Genomic DNA, 20147 nt, shown 5'->3' with positions numbered 1-20147 from the left:
TGATGGGTTCATCTATTTTTCTTACCAAATTTTCATGACAATGGACATTGCTCGTGGTACAATGAACGGTTGTAAATGAGAGGAGAACAGATGATGAACACGTTCTTGCAGCTGAATACGATTTTTATCAGTATATTGATTGAATCGTTGCCGTTCGTTGTGCTTGGGGTGTTTGTTTCCGGAGTCATTCAAATGTTTGTCAGTGAAGAGACAGTGCAACGATGGGTGCCGAAAAACCGCGGCTTGGCGATTGTTTATGCGGCGTTGATCGGGGTTTTGTTTCCTTCGTGCGAGTGCAGCATCGTGCCGATCACCCGCCGTCTCGCAGCCAAGGGAGTGCCGCTTTACGCGGCCGTGCCGTTTATGTTAACGGCGCCGGTCATCAATCCGGTCGTGCTGTTTTCAACGTATATTGCGTTCGGAAGCAGTTGGACGATGGTGCTGTACCGGGCGCTGTTCGCTTGCGCCGTCGCTGTTGCCGTCGGCGTCGTGATGGCCGTTCGGCATCAAGGCAGCGAGTTGCGTGATGAATTGCGCGTGATGCCGATGATGCCCCGCACTTGGAAAGAGAAAATCGCTGGCACATTGCGCCATACGATCGATGAATTTTTTGCCACGGGGAAGTATTTGATCATTGGGGCGTTCATTGCTTCGGCGATGCAAACGTATGTGAAAACGTCGGCGCTTGTGGCGCTCGGGCATGGAAAAGCGGCGTCCTCGCTTGTCATGATGGCGCTTGCGTTCGTCTTGTCTCTTTGTTCCGAGGCGGATGCGTTCATCGCCTCGTCGTTCCAAAGCACATTTCCGTTTCATGCGCTCACGGCGTTTCTCGTTTACGGGCCGATGCTTGATGTAAAAAATACGCTTATGTTGTTCCAGTCGTTTCGCGCTCGGTTTGTGTGGAAGCTGATTTTCTATATCACGCTGTTCGTGTTTGCCGGGTCGCTATTGATCTAGCAAGGAGGTGGCGGCATGGTTCGCATGTATATTTTGCTTGGGTTTGCGTTTCTGTTTTTTCACTTATATATTACGGGAGAGTTGAGCAAATACATTAATATGCGTTATTCGTATATCGCTTTTAGCGCGGTGTTTGTGTTTGCTTTCTTAACGATTGTGCAATTTGTGTTGGCGAGCCGCAATGAGGAACCGCACGATCATGGGGAAGCGTGCTGTGATCATCACCATCATGAACCAACGGCGCGCTGGAAGAGGGTGGCCAATTATCTGATCTTTGTTTTTCCGCTTGTTTCCGCCTTCTTGTTTCCCGTGGCGACGCTCGATTCTCACATCGTCAAGGCTAAAGGAATCCACATCCCCGGGATGGCGGCTGACAGCAGCGACCCGTTTGCCCAGCGCCAGTTTTTGCGTCCGGATACAAGCATGTATTACGGGCGGGACGACTATGAAAACGCTATGGAAAAAGAGTTGAAAAAATATAGTCGTCTTGCTCGTTTGCAACTTGATGACCATAACTATTTAGATGCCATGGAGACGATTTATCAGTTTCCTAGACAGTTTGATGGCCGACACATTGAATTTGCCGGGTTCGTTTACCGTGATGAAACAGGGCGGGACACTGAAGCGTTTCTCCTTCGCTTCGGAATCATTCATTGTGTTGCTGATTCAGGAGTGTATGGGTTGCTCCTCCAGTTTCCAAAGACAGTGCCGCTTCAAAATGATGAATGGGTTCGTGTGAAAGGCACGCTATCCACCATGTATTATCAGCCGTTTCATATGACGCTTCCGTATGTAAAGGTGACATCATGGGAGCGAGTGGCCAAACCGAAGGAGCCGTACGTATACCGCCAATTCAATGAGTAAGAGCGAGCCCGCTGACGAATGGGCTCGCTCTTTTTGAGGATGATATCATTCCTATTGCCGCGTTTGTTTCTCCGTGGCGGGTGCGCCTGTTTGGCTGGGCGTGTCAAACCGAGGGAGAGCGGCCAACGCTTGGGCGGCATCGATCACCTCGCCGAGCTTCAAGCAAAGCAAGCGGTCATCTTCCAATCCGCGCCGCCGCCATTCGGCCCATAGGCGATCAAGCGCCTCTTTTGGCGTATCGTCGGCCAGGCGGAAGGCGCCGTAATGCATCGGGATCAACAGACGAGCGCGGCAGTCCAAAAATGCCTGCACCGCTTCTTCCGGCGTGGTGTGCTGCGGCCCCATAAACCATTCTGGTTCGTATGCGCCGATCGGTAAGAGCGCATAATCGATGGAAAAGCGATCGCCGATGTCGCGAAAACCGCGGAAGTAGCCGCTGTCGCCGGCGAAGTAGATGGTGGGCGCACCGTTTGCCTCAATCACCCATCCGCCCCAATGCGACGTGTTCGTGTCCCACAGCGTCCGCCGCGTCCAATGTTGAGCGGGAACGAACGTTAGCGACACATCGCGGAAGGCGGCGGTTTCCCACCATGACAATTCAGTGACATGGCGGAAGCCGCGGCGGCGGAACAGGCGGCCGAGGCCGACCGGCACGAACACGTGCGGATCGCCAGGCAAACGGCGGAGGCTGCCAAAGTGCAGATGGTCGTAGTGGCCATGGGAGATAAGCACGGCGTCCACGGGCGGCATCTTGTCAAGCGGAACACCCGGAGCCGTCAAGCGTTTGGACATGCCCATCCAGTTCGCCCAGACGGGATCGGTGACGATCGTTGCGCCGCCAGTCTGCACGACAAACGTCGAATGGCCGATCCAGCAAAGCTGCGGCCGTCCATTCGGCTCATGGAGCCGTTCATATTGAGGCGGAGAAACATGCGGCACGACGTATGACAAATCTTTTTGCTTTTGTTTCCGTTCCCGCTGCCAGCGGCGGAAATCGGCCCACGTTTTGTGCGTCGAGACGCCGTCTAAGTTTTCGTAGCGTTTTGCCAACGGTTTCTCACTCCATTTTTTTGTGTTATATGATTTAGAGTAGCAAACCTTTCTTGCGAGTACAAAATGTTTGTCTAGGTGGTGAACCTATGCTTCGTTCCTTTACAATCCGCACGGCAAAGCGGGATGAGATGATCGACATTACTTCATTCGTCGAGGAGACGGTGCGCCAGGCTAACGTGACCGAAGGGGTCGCCGTTGTCTATTGTCCGCATACAACGGCTGGCATCACCATTAACGAAAACGCCGATCCCGATGTCAAGCGCGATATGATGCGCCGCTTTGATGAAACGTATCCGTGGGAGCATCCACTTGACCGCCATATGGAAGGAAACACGGCCGCCCATATGAAAGCGAGCACGGTTGGTGCCTCGCAGCACGTTATTATTCATGAAGGCCGCCTGCTCCTTGGACGGTGGCAAGGGGTCTATTTTTGCGAGTACGATGGGCCGCGCCAGCGTACGTTTTACGTGAAAGTGATCGAAGGGTAGGAACCATAATTATATTATGTAAACTAAAGAACGGAAGAAGATGATGGCAGAATAGCGGCCGCAACGGTCTGATGTAAATAGGGAGAAGAGAACGAAAAAACCCGGGCAAACGTTTACCCGGGTTTTTCAAATGTCGAAAAAATCCACCTGTTGAGAACAAGAAACATTCGCATCCTTACGCCGGCGTCGTTAAAATGAGCGGCCCGTTTTTCGTAATGGCGATCGTATGTTCATATTGCGCTGAATACGAGCCGTCGATCGTCCGCGCCGTCCAGCCGTTGGCGTCCATTTTGCTTTGCCACGCCCCCATGTTGACCATCGGCTCGATCGTAATGACCATTCCCTCTTTTAAACGCATCCCTTTTCCTTTTTCGCCGAAGTGAGGCACATACGGCTCTTCGTGGATCGTCGGGCCAATGCCGTGGCCGGTGAAATCGCGGACGACGGAAAAGCCGTGCGCTTCGACGTACGTTTGAATGGCGTGGCCGATGTCGCCGATCCGATTGCCGAGAACGGCTTGCTCGATTCCTTTATAGAGCGACTGCTCGGTGACTTCAAGCAGTTTTTTCACGTCTTTGCCGACATCGCCGATGGCGTATGTCCAGGCCGAATCGGCGAGCGCTCCGCGCAAATTGACGACAAAGTCGATCGTGACGATATCGCCTTCTTTCAGCGGCTCATTGCGCGGAAACCCGTGGCAAATTTCATCGTTAATGGAAGCGCATGTCGCATACGGGTAGCCGCGGTATCCTTTTTGTTCCGGTTTGGCGCCGTATTTGGCCAAAAACGTTTCAACGAACCGGTCGATTTCCATCGTTGTGACGCCCGGTCCGATGCGCTTGGCGATTTCTTGATGGCAGGCGGCGAGCAGTTTTCCCGCTTCCCGCATCAATTGAATTTCCCGTTCTGTTTTCACGTGAATCATGCAAGTGTCTCCTTTTCCCTCGATGTGTTTCGCTTCGATAGTATTGTAGCAGAAACCGCTGTGATGTTAAACCGCAGCGATCCGTTCGCAACTCTCGTCGGGGACTATTCCTGGATTTCGCCCAAAAATAGTATGCGAAGGGGGCGGCTAAAGAAAAAAGATGCCCGGAAAAAAGAAAGGGCACCTTTGATGGCTTGGCATACAGGACATCGATGTGTTGACCTTTGTTTGCAAGGGCTTTTGCGGCCGGTCTTCGCTATGTCATAATGCGGCAAACAGCTGTTTTTCTTTATCAGAAATCGCTGAGGAAGAAGGCGACGGTGCGAGCGGCAAATAAATCGACACCGTCGTTCCTTTATGTATTTCGCTCTCAATGCGTATCGTTCCGTTCATCGATTCAACGATGCGGTAGACGACCATCATCCCGAGCCCCGTGCCTTTGATGCCTTTCGTCGTAAAATACGGTTCGCCAAGCCGTTCGAGCTGTTCCTTCGTCATGCCGACGCCGGTATCGGCGATGCGGATGAGCACGCGTCCGTTGTCAATGGAGACGTATACTTGCAAGGTCCCGCCGTTAGGCATCGCTTCGATGGCGTTTTTCATCACGTTGAGCAAACATTGGCGGAATTTTTCGCGCTCACCGATGACGGAAAAAGGGGCAAGCGTCGCCTGAATATCGACGCAGCTCATATTGGCGAGCGGGCGGAGGATGTCCATGACCCGTTCAATCTCGAGCTTGACGTTCAGCTTTTCCGGCGTCTCGGGCGCCGGCTTGGCGAACGTTAAGTAATCGGTGATAATCGCTTCAGCTCGGTCAAGCTCCTCAATGGCGATGCGCGCATACTGGCGGCGCTTGTCGGCAGTGAGCGGCTGCTCTTCGATCAGTTGGATAAACCCACGAGCCGCGGTGAGAGGATTGCGAATTTCATGGGAGATGGAGGCAGCCAAATGGGTGACGGCTTCCATTTTCTCGGCGCGAATCACTCGTTTGCGCAGCGCGATATTATGGTGCACCATTTCCTGAAACGAACAAACGATGAGCATGCTGATGGGCTGCACAAACAAAAAGATGAGCACAACGGAAGGCGGCGGAGAAGCCGCGGCAGCCATCCACTCCGCCATGGCGACGGTCAATAGACCAGAGCCGAAGCTGAGCGATGTAGCGAACAGCGTGCGTTGTTTGGCCGGCAGCTCGACAAACTGTTTTGTCAATAAACTGCTCGTTGCAGCGATGGCGATGGAAACGACGACGGTGACGAAGACGCCAGCTCCGCCGAACAGCGAGCGGTAGGCGATCGCTGTCAACGCCAAAAACGCCGCCGCCCCCGCTCCGCCGTACAAACCGCCAAGCCATAGAGGAATTTGCCGCAAGTCGAAGATGAAATCGCTCTCTGTTCTGACCGGGAGGGTGATGCATAACATGATAACGACGGCGTAACAAAAGGTCGGCAAATAAAGGCGGAATCGTTTTGGCCCCTTCTCCTGCTCCGTACAGAGGGGAACGAGAAACACCGGCAGAAGGATGAAAAACAAGTTGAGCAAAAAGTCTTTGAAAATATTCAGCATCGCGGCACCTTCTTTCCCATCGTCAAGCTGCAGGGCAGAATTTCTACAAGAATAGCGAATATATTACATTGTAACCGGAAAATGCCCGGGATGTTAAGGCGCAATCCATAGCCTTTTTTTGATATAAATCTTGTTTTTTCGACAAAGGTAGGAAAAAAGGACTATTTCTTATATAGGTAAGAATTCTCTTTCATTTTTGTATTATTCTGTAATATTTTAATTTTATAAGTTTTCTATTAAAATAATTGAACATAGGAAAGGAGTGTTTTTTTTGAACAAACGGTCGATTGGCTCACTCGCTGCTGCGCTCTCGCTCGGAATCGGCTTGTGGGTGGCACCAGCGGCAGCCCCGCAGTCGGCGTCCACTCCGCTTTTCGCAGTCAAGCAAGGCGGACCGGTTGATTTCGCGATCGCCAATGAAGAGAAGCTGGCGGAGATGTTGAAAAAAAGCGGGAAGCTTCGCGCTGATGCGACTCCGGCAGAGGAGGAACAGGCGGTGCGAGATTATTTGCGGCAAAAGGCGGTCCATATACCGAGGGAAAAGGGAGAATTGTACGAGGAAGAGGCGAAGCGCGCTGAGGCGCTGCAAGATGGGCAGCGGACAAACAGCGTGCTGAACGGAAAAGGGAAAAAACTTGGACAATCGAAAACGACTTTTGTGCCGTCCGTCAAGCCGGAGCCGTGGAACGGCGGCAAGCGGGTTGACCGCGTGCTCGTTTTGCTGATTGAATATCCGGATTTTCCGCATAACAACATTCAACCAAATGAAACAGATATGTATTATAAAGATTATACACGCGAACATTATGAAGACATGATTTTTGGCGGCGATGACGGCTATTACGATGGACCAAATGGCGAGAGGCTCATTTCGGTGAAAAAATATTATGAAGAGCAATCGGGCGGCAGCTATTCGATTGAGGGGAAAGTTGCCGACTGGTATCAAGCGAAACATCCAGCCAAATACTACGGCGGCAATGTGCCGGCACCGGACGGCAATGATGCCAATCCGCGAGAGCTTGTGCGCGAAGCGTTGGCAGCAGCGGCCCAGGATCCGACCATTGATTTGCGCGAGTTTGACCAAGAAGACCGCTATGATTTGGACGGCGACGGCAATTATCGCGAGCCGGACGGCTTGATCGACCATTTGATGGTCATCCATTCGAGCGTCGGCGAGGAAGCGGGCGGCGGCTCGCTCGGCGGCGATGCCATTTGGTCGCACCGTTGGAATTTAGGATCGGTATACCGCATCCCCAATACGACGACCGATGTGCCGTATTGGCGCGGCCAGCTGGCGGCTTACGACTATACGATCGAGCCGGCCGACGGGGCGGCGGGGGTGTTCGCCCATGAATACGGCCACGATTTAGGGCTGCCGGATGAATACGATACGATTTACTCCGGCCTAGGCGAGCCGATCGCGTATTGGTCGATTATGTCAAGCGGCAGCTGGGCGGGGCGTATTCCAGGCACCGAGCCGACCGGCTTCAGCGCGTGGGCGAAACAGTTTTTGCAATCGGCGATGCCAGGAAGCAATTGGCTGACTGGAGCGACCGTTGAGTGGAACGAAATTGGCAAAGACGGCATTGAAGTGTTGCTCGACGAAGCGAGCACGAAGGGGACAAATCATGATGCCGTACGCATCAACTTGCCGAAGAAAGAGACGGTCGTCACGATCCCGCCAAGCGGTGCGTATGCCTATTTCTCCGGAAGCGGAAACAACTTAGACCATACGATGTCAACGACGATCGATTTGACGAGAGCGTCCAAGGCGGCGCTGGCATTTGATACATGGTACGCGATTGAGAAAGACTGGGATTATGGGGCGGTAGAAGTAAAACCGCATGGCAGCAACGAATGGACAACAATTCAAGGAAACATTACGACGACCGACAATCCGTACGGGCAAAACCCGGGCAACGGCATTACCGGTACGTCAAACGGCTGGGTGAAGGCGGAATTTGACTTGTCGGCCTATGCAGGACAAACGATTGACCTTCGCTTCCATTACATCACCGATGTGGCGGTGTCGGAAGCTGGCTGGTATATTGACAACATTCAAGTGACGGCCGATGGAGGAGTTGTTCTTGTTGACGATGCCGAAGAAGACGGTTCTTTTGCGATGGACGGCTTTGAAAAGAGCAATGGCAAGCGATACTCGGATCATTACTATTTGCTTGAATGGCGCAACCATCGCGGCGTTGACGAAGGGCTCGCCCACATCTTGCGCGGCGACCGGCTTCTTTCATACGATCCAGGGCTTGTCATCTGGTATGTAGATGAAGGCTATGACAACAACTGGACGGGCGTCCATCCGGGCGAAGGGTTTCTTGGCGTTGTGGATGCCGATCAGCATACGTTGAAATGGTCGGGCAACACGACAGCGTCGACTCGCTATCAAGTGCACGATGCGGCGTTCAGCCTGCAAAAAGGAGCCCCATTCCGCGTGGCGATCAATGGCTCACAGCTGATTGACAACGATACATCGCCGACGCCGGTGTTTGACGACAGCCGGTCGTATGACAATAAAGGGGTGGAGGATGCCGGACGGAATGTGCCGAACTACGGCTTGAACATCCGCGTCATCGGCGAAAGCGCCGACCGCACAGCGGCGCGCGTGCTCATTTACAGAAATCCCGCGCGAAAGCCCACTCCTTTAGGGGTGGGATGGTGTGAGTAAAATATTTGTGGGTGACATTTCGAGATGATTCCCCGACGAGGGTTACGAACTTTTGTTCGCGACGCTCGTCGGGGCCACCAAGCGAAGCGCGGTAGGAAAAAGCAAATGTCATGCAAAAAAGGACTCTCTCCCTGCTAGGATGGTGATGACCAACATCCATAAAACAGGAGGGAGAGAGTCCATGAAACATCTTACCACAGAATGGCCTTTATTGAAAGAGCTGGAGGAACAATTAGTACGAACTCTTCAAAAGGTGTTCGCTGTCTTGTTGGCGGCCCTTTTGGAGGAGATGGATCAACAACTGGCGGAAGCGCGGGACAAGCGCCGGCATCAGCTGAAAGACAAACGGCCGACCACGATCCAAACGCTGTTCGGGGAAGTGACATTCCGCCGGAACTATGACTATGACCGGCAAACGGGGGCGTATACCTTCTTGCTGGATGCCGAACTGGGCTTTGATGGAGCGCAGTCGATCAGCCCTTGCCTCGAGGAAACGGCGGTCGAGTTGGCCGTGGAGTGCTCTTCCTGCCGCAAAGCGGCTCGCACGCTCGAGTCGATCGTGGGGTATGCGGTCATGAGCCATGAGGCCATTCGCCAACTGGTGCTGGAGGCTCCTGTCTCGCTGCACTGCCCTGTTTCCAAACGGCATGGCCGGGTGCTGTTTGTGGAGGTAGAGGGACTGTTTGTTTCTCGCCAGGGGAAAGGGAAGCGGGCGAAAGAAGAGAACATCCTGGCGGTTCACGAGGGATGGAGACGAAACGGCTCGCAGCTCGAGCTCGTGAATCGGCGCCGCTGCCTCCATGAAGGGACGGGGGGGCGTGTGGGAACGGTTCGAAGAGTGGCTGATGAAGGAATATGCCTATGATCCATGCCGGGACCTGTTGGTCATCAACGGCGATGCGGCGTCGTGGATCACGGTCTGCCGAGAGTATTTCGGCAAACGGGCGTGCTTTCAGCTGGATCGGTTTCATGCGGCCCGGGAGCTGCGTTCGTGCCTGTCCGGCCACCCGCGTTGGCGGGACGTGCGGAAGAAGCTGGCGAAACAAGACGAAGAAGGGCTTCTTGTGGAGCTGAACAGCGCCATCGGTGCGCTGGAGGATGAAGCGAAAGAGCAGCAGCTGGCCGCCATGATCCGCCGGATCGAGTCGATGCCGGGATGCATCCGGGACTGCCGGGAGTGGCTGTCGGAGCAAGGGGTGGAGACAACCGGCATGCGTCCGATGGGCCACGCGGAGAGCGTGATGAGCCGGTTTGCGCACCGGGTGAAATCCCGCCGCAGCTGGAAAGACCAGGGCCTTCGGGCGTTTCTAAGGGCGATGGCGGCCCGAATTGACGGGATCGGGTGGAGAAAGGGACGGTTGGAGGAGGAAGAGCCCCGGCCGGCCGCCTTGGCCTCAACAACGTCCAAGCGGATCGAACAGGCCAAACGGAAAGCAGGACGGTTGTGGGTGGATGTGGTGCGACAAAACATCCCGTATCTTCAGCAGTCATCCGGGACGCCGATTTACCAAGCGTTGTCGGCACTCCGGGATGGCGGTGGGGTGTAAAAAATGGAATACAAGATCATCACCTCAAGATGAGGGATGAGAGTCCGAAAGCGCTTACGATACCAATTCCTGAAAATGGTTCAATAACTGTTGATTGACAACGCTCGTAGTGAACCGAAAAAAAGTTCTCCACAAAGTCTTGACTGACTCGGGTGGGATGAAGCGCGTTGCAGTTCATTCATCGAACTGATATAGTCATGAGTACAGCAGGAAATGTATCAAGCGAAACCATCAAACGTTATGTGGAATCTCAAAAGAAAAGGGGGTGAATCCATGCCCATGATCACACTAAGGCTGGAACTGCACAACCCAACGAAAGCCAAGCAGGAAATGTACGAGCGAATGACAGAATGGAACACAGAATTTGCGAATTGGCTATGGCATCATCCTGAATTAAACAAAGCGACCAGCAAGATATTCAAAGACTTTTCGTCACAAAAGTTTCCTTCTGCTATCGTGAATCAAACGATTCGAGAAGTGAAGTCCCAAAAGAAAAAACAAAAGGCAAAGAAGTTCCGAACATTTTGGTGTTGCTTTAACAATCAAAACATAAAGGTGGAAAAGAAAGGAGCGTTCTACACGGTTTCCTTCCCCACACTGGAGAAGCGAATTGGCGTGCCTGTCGTCACGCGCCCCTATCAAGAGGCATGGCTGAATCGGCTGATCCATGGAACCGCCAAACAAGGGGCGGCCAAGCTCTACAAAAAGCGAAAGAAATGGTGCTTGGCGATCGCGATCGCATTTGAAGTCAAGCCGCGGCACGAAACAAAGGTGATGGGGGTTGACGTTGGGCTTCGCTATATCGCCGTTGCCAGCGTAGGGACGAAATCGTTGTTTTTCAAAGGGAGCCAATGCGCCTTTGTGCGCCGACGATATGCGGCTTTGCGGCGAACGTTGGGCCAAGCGAAGAAGCTTCATATGATTCGCAAAATCGGCGATAAAGAGTCCCGCTGGATGAAGGATATGAACCATAAAATCAGCCGTCAAATCGTCCGTTTTGCCCTTGCCAACGGTGTTGGCGTGATTCGGATGGAAGATTTGGCGGGGATTCGGAAACGAGCCGCTTCGGCCAAAGAAGCAGGACGAAATCTTCATTCGTGGGCGTTCCATCAACTGCAAACGATGATTGCCTACAAAGCCGAAATGGCGGGCATTCGGGTGGAGTGGGTGAATCCGACCTACACCAGTCAAACATGCCGATGCGGGCATCGGGAGAAAGCGAACCGAAACGGCATCCACTTCCGATGCCAAAAGTGCGGATACACCATCCACGCCGACTTGAATGGCGCGATCAACATCGCCAAAGCGATTTCGGGCTTCGCCGCCTAACCTAGCGCACTGGTCACAGGTGCGCCGCCCATTGGGGTACATCTTAACCCGATGGGACGGGGTGATGACACACCCCTGAACTTGGGCGTTGTCTGAACCAGAAATGGATGAGGACGCGAACGACCCAAGAATCCCACGCCCTTTAGGCGTGTGGAGTGTCAAAACCGGCAAATGCGTCTAATGAACATTCCGTTGGACCGGATCATTGCTGTCGAGCCGACGCGCATCATCGGTTCGTTTGATCGTCGGGGGGAAGAGGCTGTAGTACATACTCGCTGAACGGGTGCACGCGCCTTTGGGCGCGTGTTTTTTGATGGCGGTCGAACCGTTTTTGTCTGCCGTCTGTGCTGTTGCATCGCGCATTCTCCCTAGATGAATGCGGCACTTGTGTTGCGACGCGCCAGGGAGCGGAATGGTTTTTGTTGCATAGGCGGAGGCCATCTTTTAGAATGGAAAGGACGAACGATTGATCGTAGGGGGGAAGAATACATGCGCGGCAAACGGATTGCTTTGTGCGCCTCGCGCAAACTGGACGAGATGACGACGCTCATTGAAAAGCAAGGAGGAACAGCCGTCATCCGCCCGGCGCAAGGGACAGTCTTTTTAAAAGGGAGCGAACTCGGAGAGGAAATGCGGGCCGTCATCGCCATGCAGCCGGACTGGATCGTATTTACGACGGGAATCGGCTTTGAGGCGCTGTTGGAAGCGGCGGAACGGGAGGGAATGGCCGCCGAATGGCAACGGATGATCAAAGAAGCGAACGTGGCCGCCCGCGGCTATAAAACGGTGGCGGCGTTGAAAAAAATCGGTGTCACCCCGGTGGCGGCGAGCGAGGATGGGACAACGAAAGGGTTGATTCGTGTCCTTGGCGCGCACGATTTTGCCGGAAAGAAGGTTGTTGTGCAGCTGTACGGCGACACTGCGCCGGCTTTGAAGCAGTTCTTTCTTGAGCGAGACGCTTCGTATACGGAATTGCTTCCATACCGGCATATCGCTCCAGATGAGGAGACGATGGCGACACTGTATAAAGAAATCGTCGGGCGCGAAGTCGATGCCGTCTGTTTTACATCGGCGATGCAAGTCCGCTTTTTCTTTTCGTTCGCCCGCGAGAAAAAAGAGATCGCACCGCTGCTTGACGTGTTTCGCACCGATGTTGTGGCCTGCGCCGTCGGCAAAGTAACGCAAGAAGCGCTTGAAGAAGAAGGAGTCAGTCGCGTCGTCGCCCCGGAACATGAGCGGATGGGAGCGATGATCGTGACGCTCGCACGCTGCTTTGATGCGTAAGGCCTTTTTGGGGTTGCTTTGTTTTAGACAAATGGCACATGAAGCGAAAGCGGCGCTCCACGAAACGCAGACGATCGTATTCAGCCGCATGTATTGTCCTAGGCGGCAAAGATGTTTACGGTGTTGTTTTGGCGTCCGGATATCAAAAACGCTTTTTGCGGTGTGATATCGCTCACAACGGCGAAGGCGTCGCCCACAGTATAATGGAAACAACGAACGGATGATAAAAAGGAGGAATGGATGATGCATTCGTTTTGCCATATGGGCGGCCCTGAAGGAGTGGAACTATGCGCTGGTTTGGCTCAATTAAAGCAGGAGCATGGCCCGCTGCGCGTCCAAATGGAGCAGCTGCTTGCCTTCGCTGAGACGATTGGACGAGGAACGGAGATCAGCAACTGGCGCGAGCCGCTCGCCGAGTTGAGAGAAAAAGTCGAATCGTTCGTCGCTGCGTTGGATCCGCATTCGGAGCGGGAGGAAGGCGTATTGTTCCCGATGATGGCCGAATACATTGGACGGACGACCGGGCCGATTGCTGTGATGGAATACGAACATGAGCAGGCGAAAGCGCGTCTTTCCATGTTTTTGGAGAAAACCACCCATTTGCCGGAAACGGTCGACAGTGAACAGGCGTTGACGCTCGCCGATGCGGTTATCGAGGCGCATCATATTTTGGATGAGCATTTCATGAAAGAAGAAAACGTGCTTTTCCCGATGGCGGAACGGCTGTTGTCGGATGAGGAGAAAGAGGAGCTGTTTGCACGCATTTACGAGTGACGATGGAATGGAAAACGGGATGCTTCCTTGTGTGGAGCATCCCGTTTTCTTCATGGCACGCCGATGGATCGGTTTGGCGCCGGTCCGTGATGGAGAGGGACGGGAGGCGGATGAACGGCATCCCGTTTTCCGTGATAACGGTCTCGTTTGCGGATTTTATGTTGCCTGCCATTCGCTTACTGGGCGCGGTCAAGCGAATCGACGGATTTCGGCAGCCGCTTCCGATAGACGACATAGCTGCGCTGCAAATAGCGGAGCGGGAAGCTGAACACGTGAACGAGACGGGTGAACGGCCAGACGGCGAATAAGCCGAACACGGCAAGAATATGGATTTTGAACCAAAGCGGCACCGTTTCCATATAAGCCGGGTCCGGGCGGAACGTGAGAAGGCCGCGGAACCACGGGCCGATCGTCGTCCGATAGTCAAACCCATGCGAATTGACGTTCAGCAGCGTCGATGACAACCCGCTCGCGATCACGACAAGCAAAAACCCGAGGGCGACCCAGTCGCCGGTGCTGCTAGTCGCCCGCACGCGCTTGACCGTCAGGCGGCGGCGGAATAAGATGGCCAAACCGACGAGCGCGGCCAAGCCGGCCGGAATGCCGCCTGCCAAGGCGATGGCGTGGTACATCTCTTCTGTCACGCCAAGCGCTTCATAAAACGACTCAGGAATGAGAATGCCCATCACATGGCCGACAAACACGAACAAAATGCCCCAGTGAAAGAGCAGGCTGCCAAGGCGCAGCTGTTTTTTCTCCAACAGCTCGCTTGATTTCGATGTCCAGCCGAGCTGGTCGCGCTGGTAACGCCAAATATGGCCGACGACGAACATAACAAGCGCTAAATACGGAACAATCACCCAGAGAAATTGGCTAACCATGCCGTTGCACTTCCTTTCGGGAGCGGCGTCACGCCGAGTTGAGTAAAGGTAACGTGGAGCGCTTCAAACAGCTTGGCATACGGGCTGCCCGCCGCTGCGAGCCGTTCGCCGATTTCGCGGATGTGGCCGGCATAGTCGGCAAGCAAGGCGATCGTATGCTCTTTATCTGCATAGGCCATCCATTCGAGCATCAGCGGCAAATAGTCAGGCAGCTCGTGATTGGAGACGGCGAATCCGGCCGCCTCGTAGCGCGCTTTTAAGGCGACGAGTTCGATTCCGCGCTCGCGCTGCTCGCCGTTTGTCATATACGTAAGGTACAAATTCGTTTTTTTGCCAAAATCGAATGTTTCGACATACTGCTCCATCCGCTGGCGGGCTGGGATGGAGGCGATTTGTTCGGCAAACGCCAAAATCGGCGTGCGGACGGCTTCATCGTCAAGCGAGCGGATGGCGTCCAAGCAGTCAGGAAGCGATTCGGCCCACTGTTCGTCCGGGTAAGACAACAAATAGGACACACACAAAAAGACCGTTTGTTGTTGTTCGCTGTTCATCATGAATCCTCCATTTCATTGTTTAAGGGGAAGGGGGGCAGGGCCCCGCCTTCTCCCTTACAGCGTGCCGCAGGCGCCCGGGCCGCCGGCGAACGCCAGTCCGCAGCTGCCTTGTTCCGCGTACAAGTCCGCAACTTCTTCGCGGTGCGATGCCGGAATGACGAAGCGGTCTTCGTATTTGGCGATTGCGAGCAGGCGGTACATCTCTTCGATGTCTTCGCGGCTTAGGCCGAGCGATTCGATAAGGCGGAGATCCGGCTGTTTGTTCGTTTGTTTCGCCCGCATGTACGAGCGCATGGCCGCCATTTTTTTCAGCGTCGTGCGGATGTGCGCCGTATCGCCCGCCGTCAGCAAATTCGCCAAATATTCGATCGGAATGCGCATTTCGTCAATGGCCGGGAAGATGTCATCCGCACTGGCGTTGCTTCCTTTTCCTTCGATCGTATTCATGATCGGGCTTAACGGCGGAATGTACCACACCATCGGCATCGTCCGATATTCCGGATGGAGCGGCAAGGCAATTTTCCAGTCGACGATCATTTTGTAAATCGGCGAGCGTTGCGCGGCGGCGATCCATTCGTCCGGAATGCCGGCTTCCTTCGCCTTGGCGATGACGGCCGGATCGTTCGGATCAAGGAACATATCAAGCTGGGCGTGGTACAGCTGTTTCTCATCCTCGATGCTTGCCGCTTCTTTCACTCTGTCGGCGTCATACAGCATCACGCCGATGTAGCGGATGCGGCCGACGCACGTTTCCGAACAAATCGTCGGCAAGCCGGCTTCGATGCGCGGGAAACAGAGCGTGCATTTTTCCGCTTTGTTCGTTTGCCAGTTGAAATACACTTTTTTGTACGGGCAGCTTGTGACGCAATACCGCCAGGCGCGGCAGGCGTTTTGGTCGACGAGGACGATGCCGTCCTCGTCGCGTTTGTACATGGCGCCTGACGGGCAGCTCGAGACGCATGACGGATTGAGGCAATGCTCGCAAATGCGCGGCAAGTACATCATAAAAACGTCCTCAAACTCCGCTCGGATCGACTGCTCCATTTTGACGACGTTTGGGTCGCGCAACCCTGTGATGTGAGCGCCGGCCAGGTCATCCTCCCAGTTCGGCCCCCACGACAGCTCCATCCACTCGCCGGTGATGCTTGATTTCGGCCGGGCGACCGGCTGGTATTGTTTTGGCGGGCTGTTCGTCAACGTTTCATAGTCGTAATTCCACGGTTCATAATAATCGTCAATTGTCGGCTGGTACGGGTTGTAGAACAAATGGACGAGCCGCATGGCCTTCGAGCCGGATTTGAGCCGCAATTCGCCGTTTTTCAATTCCCAGCCGCCTTTGTATTTGTCTTGGTCTTCCCACTGTTTCGGATAGCCGATCCCCGGCTTCGTTTCGACGTTGTTGAAGTACATGTATTCGGCGCCGGGGCGGTTCGTCCATGTGTTTTTGCACGTGACGCTGCACGTGTGGCAGCCGATGCATTTGTCCAAATTCATCACCATGCCGACTTGCGCTTTAATCTTCAAGCCAATCCACCTCCTCGAGTTTGCGGATGACGACGTACAAATCGCGTTGGTTGCCCGTCGGTCCGTAGTAGTTGAATCCGTAGCTTAATTGCGCGTATCCGCCGATCATGTGCGTCGGTTTCACATGGATGCGCGTCGGGCTGTTGTGCGTGCCGCCGCGGTTGTTTGTCAGCTTCGTCCCCGGAACGTTCATATGGCGGTCTTGCGCGTGGTGCATGAACGCCATGCCGCGCGGCAGCCGGTGGGAGACGACGGCGCGGGCGACGACGACGCCGTTTTCGTTGAAACATTCGATCCAGTCGTTGTCGTTGATGCCGGCTTCCGCCGCGTCATCTTTGTTCATCCAGACGGTCGGCCCGCCGCGGAACAGCGTCAACATCGGCAGAGAGTCGAAATACATGCTGTGGACCGACCATTTGTTATGCGGCGTCAAATAGTTCAAGACGACCTCTTTTCCATTTTCGTTCGGTCGTTTGTTTGAAAACGGCCGGTGCGGCAACACGGGTTTGAACGTCGCCATCGTTTCGCCGAACTCGTGCATCAGTTCATGGTCGATGTAAAACGACTGCCGGCCGGTCAACGTCCGCCACGGGATAAGCCGTTCGACGTTCGTCGTAAACGGCGAGTAGCGCCGTCCGCCTTTTTCTGAACCGCTGAACACAGGCGAGGTGATGACCGTTTTCGGCTGGGCGGTGATTTGTTCGAACGTGAAACATTCTTCTTCGCGCTCTTTCGCTAAATCGGCGAGCTCTAAATTCGTCTTTTTCTCGAGCGCCTCCCACGCTTTGACGGCCATTTTCCCGTTCGTTGTCGATGACAGCGTCAAAATCGCTTCAGCTGCTTGTTTCGCTTCGGTGATGTCCGGGCAGCCATCGGCGATCGAGGCGCGCTGGACGGTGCCGAGCCGGCGTTTCAACTGCTCGTATTCGTCTTTCGCCGACCAGGCGATCCCCTTTGCGCCGATCGGCTGGCGGGCCACATTCGGTCCTAAGGCGGTCATTTGATCGTAAATGAGCGTATAGTCGCGCTCGATGACGTGAATGTTCGGCATCGTTTTGCCCGGAATCGGTTCGGTTTCGCCTTTGCTCCAGTCTTTCACTTCGCCAAACGGCTGCGCCAGCTCTTGCGCTGTATCATGCAGCAGCGGGGTGGCGACGACTTCTTTCATCGGCTTTAAGCTGGATTGTTTTGCCACATCGGATACGGCTTTGGCGAGCGATTTGAAAATGTCCCAGTCCGAGCGTGCTTCCCAAAGCGGAGGCACGGCTGGATTGAACGGGTGGATGAATGGATGCATATCGGTGCTGCTTAAGTCGTGTTTTTCATACCAGGTGGCCGCCGGCAGAACGACATCGGAGTAGAGCGCTGTGCCGGCCATGCGGAAGTCCAAATTGACAAGCAAGTCAAGCTTGCCTTCCGGCGCTTCGTCGCGCCAGCGGATTTCTTCCGGGCGCAGGCTGTCCCGGTCGTCGTTTAACAAGCCGTTCGTCGTGCCAAGCAAATGTTTTAAGAAATATTCGTGCCCTTTGCCGGAGCTCGAGATCAAGTTGGCGCGCCAGACGATCAAATTGCGCGGGAAGTTCGCCTCGTTGTCCGGGTCTTCAATGGCGAACTGCAGCTTTTTCTCTTTCAGTTGTTTCGCGACATAGGCGCCGATTTCTTCCGGCGTGCGTGCTCCGTTGCGAACCGCTTCGTTATACAGCTCGATGCCATTTTTGTTAAACGTCGGGTACGACGGCAGCCAGCCGAGCCGGGCGGCTAAGACGTTGTAATCGCCAGGATGTGAATAGCGCGCTCGTTTCGCGAGCGGCGAGACGAGCTCATCGACCGGCCGCTTTTCGTAGCGCCATTGGTCGGTCGCAAAGTAAAAGAATGACGTGCCGTTTTGCAGTTTCGCCGGTCCGACCCAGTCGCGCGCCATGGCGATGGTCTGCCATCCTTCCGCTGGGCGCAGTTTTTCTTGCCCGACGTAATGAGCCCAGCCGCCGCCATTCACCCCTTGAGCGCCGACGAACAAGACAAGGTTTAAGACGGCGCGGTAAATCGTATCGGAGTTGAACCAATGGTTGATCCCGGCGCCGACGATGATCATGGACCGGCCGTTTGTGTCAATGGCGTTGTCGGCAAACTCGCGGGCGATTTTGACGACGAGATCGCGGTTGACGCCGGTGATCGCCTCTTGCCATGCTGGCGTGAACGGCACCTCGTCGTCGTACGAGCGGGCGACCGTGCCGCCGATGCCGCGGTCAATGCCGTAGTTGGCCAAAATCAAATCATAGACGGTCGTGACATACACGTCACCTGTTTCGGTGCGCACTTTTTTCACCGGCACGGCGCGCTCGATCGTTTTTCCGCCGTCATCAGTGAAATACGGCAGCTGAATCGGAATGACCTCATCCTCACTCCCTAAAAACGACAGGCGCGGTTCAATGGGCTGCTCTGTTTCCTCGTCAACGAGGCGCAAGTTCCATTTTCCTTTGTCTTCCCAGCGGGCGCCGATCGTTCCGTTCGGCACGGCAAATGAATGAGTGTTCTCATCGTAGACGACCGGCTTCCATTCGGCGTTTCCGGTTGGTTTGCCGAGGTCTTTCGCCAAGAGGAAGCGCCCGGCCGTCCATGCGCCGCCGTCTTGCTTCAGCATGACGACAAACGGAAAATCGGTGTACGTTTTCGCATATTGTTCAAAATACGGGACGGTCTGTTTGACGTAATATTCGTTTAAAATGACATGCCCCATCGCCATCGCCAAGGCGCCGTCCGTCCCTTGCTTCACCGACAGCCAGTCGTCGGCGAATTTCGTCGACTCGGCGTAATCTGGGCTGACGGAGACGACTTTCGCGCCGCGGTAGCGCACTTCGGCCAAAAAGTGGGCGTCCGGCGTCCGGGTGAGCGGGACGTTCGAGCCCCACGTGATGATGTAGCCGGCGTTGTACCAGTCGCTTGACTCCGGCACGTCGGTTTGGTCGCCCCAAATTTGCGGCGACGCTGGCGGCAAGTCGGCGTACCAATCGTAAAAGCTGAGTATCGGCCCGCCCATCAGCTGCATAAATCGAGCCCCGGCGGCATGGCTGACCATTGACATCGCTGGAATCGGCGAGAAGCCGATGTTGCGGTCCGGTCCGTACTTGACGACCGTATACAATAAGGAAGCGGCGACAAGCGTCAATGCTTCGTCCCAGCTGACGCGCACGAACCCGCCTTTTCCGCGCGCTTGTTTGTAGCGCTTCGCTTTGTCGGGGTTTTCGACGATGCTTTTCCACGCTTCAAGCGGGTTGTTCGGATGAGCCGCGAGCGCCTCGCGCCACATGTCGATCAACACGCCGCGCACGTACGGATATTTGACGCGCAGCGGGCTGTACATATACCATGAGAAGCTTGCGCCGCGCGGGCAGCCGCGCGGTTCAAAGTCCGGCATATCCGGCCCGGTCGACGGGTAATCGAGTTGCTGTCCTTCCCAGGTGACGATGCCGTTTTTCACGTAAATGTTCCAGCTGCACGATCCCGTGCAGTTGACGCCGTGGGTGGAGCGGACGACTTTGTCGTGCTGCCAGCGGCGGCGGTACGCGTCTTCCCAGGTGCGGTCGCCGTAGGTCGTTTCGCTATGACCGTCGGCTTGGCGCTCGATCGGCCGAATATATTTGAAACGGTTCGCAAGCGGAGATCGTTTTCGTTTCATTTTTGCTCACTCCTTTAAGCGTTCTGTACTTTTAACGATAGCCAT

The 20147-nt window shown here is 54.7% G+C and carries 14 protein-coding genes and 2 pseudogenes; 9 read left to right on the top strand and 7 right to left on the bottom strand.

Annotation, left to right across the window (positions count from 1 at the left end; all coding sequences use genetic code 11):
• The first annotated feature begins 90 nt into the window (after window positions 1-90).
• Window positions 91-957 (top strand): permease, encoded by an 867-nt coding sequence (locus GJ1_RS03410; RefSeq protein WP_066228492.1) that lies wholly within the window; start codon window positions 91-93, stop codon window positions 955-957.
• 15 nt (window positions 958-972) lie between these two features.
• On the top strand, window positions 973-1821 hold the full coding sequence (locus GJ1_RS03405; protein WP_066228489.1) for a TIGR03943 family putative permease subunit: 849 nt from the start codon (window positions 973-975) through the stop codon (window positions 1819-1821).
• Window positions 1822-1872: 51 nt separating this feature from the next.
• On the opposite strand, the gene GJ1_RS03400 is transcribed toward GJ1_RS03405, so the two are convergent.
• Window positions 1873-2871 carry an MBL fold metallo-hydrolase gene (locus GJ1_RS03400; protein ID WP_066228486.1) on the bottom strand — a complete coding sequence of 333 codons (999 nt, stop codon included), beginning with the start codon at window positions 2869-2871 and terminating at the stop codon, window positions 1873-1875.
• A gap of 89 nt (window positions 2872-2960) precedes the next feature.
• Between GJ1_RS03400 and GJ1_RS03395 the strand changes: the two genes are divergently transcribed.
• Complete coding sequence (locus tag GJ1_RS03395) at window positions 2961-3362, top strand: secondary thiamine-phosphate synthase enzyme YjbQ (RefSeq protein WP_066228484.1); 402 nt, start codon at window positions 2961-2963, stop codon at window positions 3360-3362.
• A gap of 175 nt (window positions 3363-3537) precedes the next feature.
• Here GJ1_RS03395 and map read toward each other — a convergent pair whose 3' ends face one another.
• Complete coding sequence (map, locus tag GJ1_RS03390) at window positions 3538-4287, bottom strand: type I methionyl aminopeptidase (protein ID WP_066228479.1); 750 nt, start codon at window positions 4285-4287, stop codon at window positions 3538-3540.
• 261 nt (window positions 4288-4548) lie between these two features.
• A complete protein-coding gene (locus tag GJ1_RS03385) occupies window positions 4549-5853 on the bottom strand; it encodes a sensor histidine kinase (protein ID WP_066228477.1) in 1305 nt (434 codons plus the stop codon).
• A 271-nt stretch (window positions 5854-6124) separates the two neighbouring features.
• Between GJ1_RS03385 and GJ1_RS03380 the strand changes: the two genes are divergently transcribed.
• From GJ1_RS03380 to GJ1_RS03360, 6 genes and pseudogenes are all read left to right on the top strand, one after another.
• On the top strand, window positions 6125-8533 hold the full coding sequence (locus tag GJ1_RS03380; protein WP_066228475.1) for an immune inhibitor A domain-containing protein: 2409 nt from the start codon (window positions 6125-6127) through the stop codon (window positions 8531-8533).
• 181 nt (window positions 8534-8714) lie between these two features.
• A pseudogene (locus GJ1_RS03375) lies at window positions 8715-10080 on the top strand (ISLre2 family transposase).
• Between the two features lie 197 nt (window positions 10081-10277).
• Window positions 10278-10349: pseudogene (locus tag GJ1_RS19465) on the top strand (IS200/IS605 family transposase); the annotation flags it as partial.
• Between the two features lie 4 nt (window positions 10350-10353).
• Entirely contained in the window at window positions 10354-11409 is a 1056-nt protein-coding gene (locus GJ1_RS03370) for an RNA-guided endonuclease TnpB family protein (protein WP_066228472.1), read from the top strand.
• 489 nt (window positions 11410-11898) lie between these two features.
• Window positions 11899-12693 (top strand): uroporphyrinogen-III synthase, encoded by a 795-nt coding sequence (locus GJ1_RS03365; protein ID WP_066228469.1) that lies wholly within the window; start codon window positions 11899-11901, stop codon window positions 12691-12693.
• 243 nt (window positions 12694-12936) lie between these two features.
• Window positions 12937-13467: a hemerythrin domain-containing protein gene (locus GJ1_RS03360; RefSeq protein ID WP_044731400.1), complete on the top strand. Its 531-nt coding sequence runs from the start codon at window positions 12937-12939 to the stop codon at window positions 13465-13467.
• 176 nt (window positions 13468-13643) lie between these two features.
• Here the strand turns inward: GJ1_RS03360 and narI are convergent, their stop codons facing one another.
• Genes narI through GJ1_RS03340 form a run of 4 tightly spaced genes read right to left on the bottom strand, consistent with a single transcriptional unit; the run spans window position 13644 to window position 20102 of the window.
• Window positions 13644-14348 carry a respiratory nitrate reductase subunit gamma gene (gene narI / locus GJ1_RS03355; protein ID WP_066228467.1) on the bottom strand — a complete coding sequence of 235 codons (705 nt, stop codon included), beginning with the start codon at window positions 14346-14348 and terminating at the stop codon, window positions 13644-13646.
• Entirely contained in the window at window positions 14324-14899 is a 576-nt protein-coding gene (gene narJ / locus GJ1_RS03350) for a nitrate reductase molybdenum cofactor assembly chaperone (protein ID WP_066228464.1), read from the bottom strand. Before narJ ends, narI begins: the two co-directional genes overlap by 25 nt.
• A gap of 57 nt (window positions 14900-14956) precedes the next feature.
• A complete protein-coding gene (narH, locus tag GJ1_RS03345) occupies window positions 14957-16426 on the bottom strand; it encodes a nitrate reductase subunit beta (protein ID WP_066228461.1) in 1470 nt (489 codons plus the stop codon).
• Window positions 16416-20102 (bottom strand): nitrate reductase subunit alpha, encoded by a 3687-nt coding sequence (locus GJ1_RS03340; protein WP_066228458.1) that lies wholly within the window; start codon window positions 20100-20102, stop codon window positions 16416-16418. Before GJ1_RS03340 ends, narH begins: the two co-directional genes overlap by 11 nt.
• Window positions 20103-20147: the final 45 nt, after the last annotated feature.

Origin of the sequence: Geobacillus jurassicus NBRC 107829 (genome assembly GCF_001544315.1) — a bacterium.
Classification (GTDB): Bacteria; Bacillota; Bacilli; order Bacillales; family Anoxybacillaceae; genus Geobacillus; species Geobacillus jurassicus.
The sequence above is the reverse complement of the archived record's forward strand: the minus strand, read 5'-3'. Positions and strand labels throughout refer to the sequence as shown.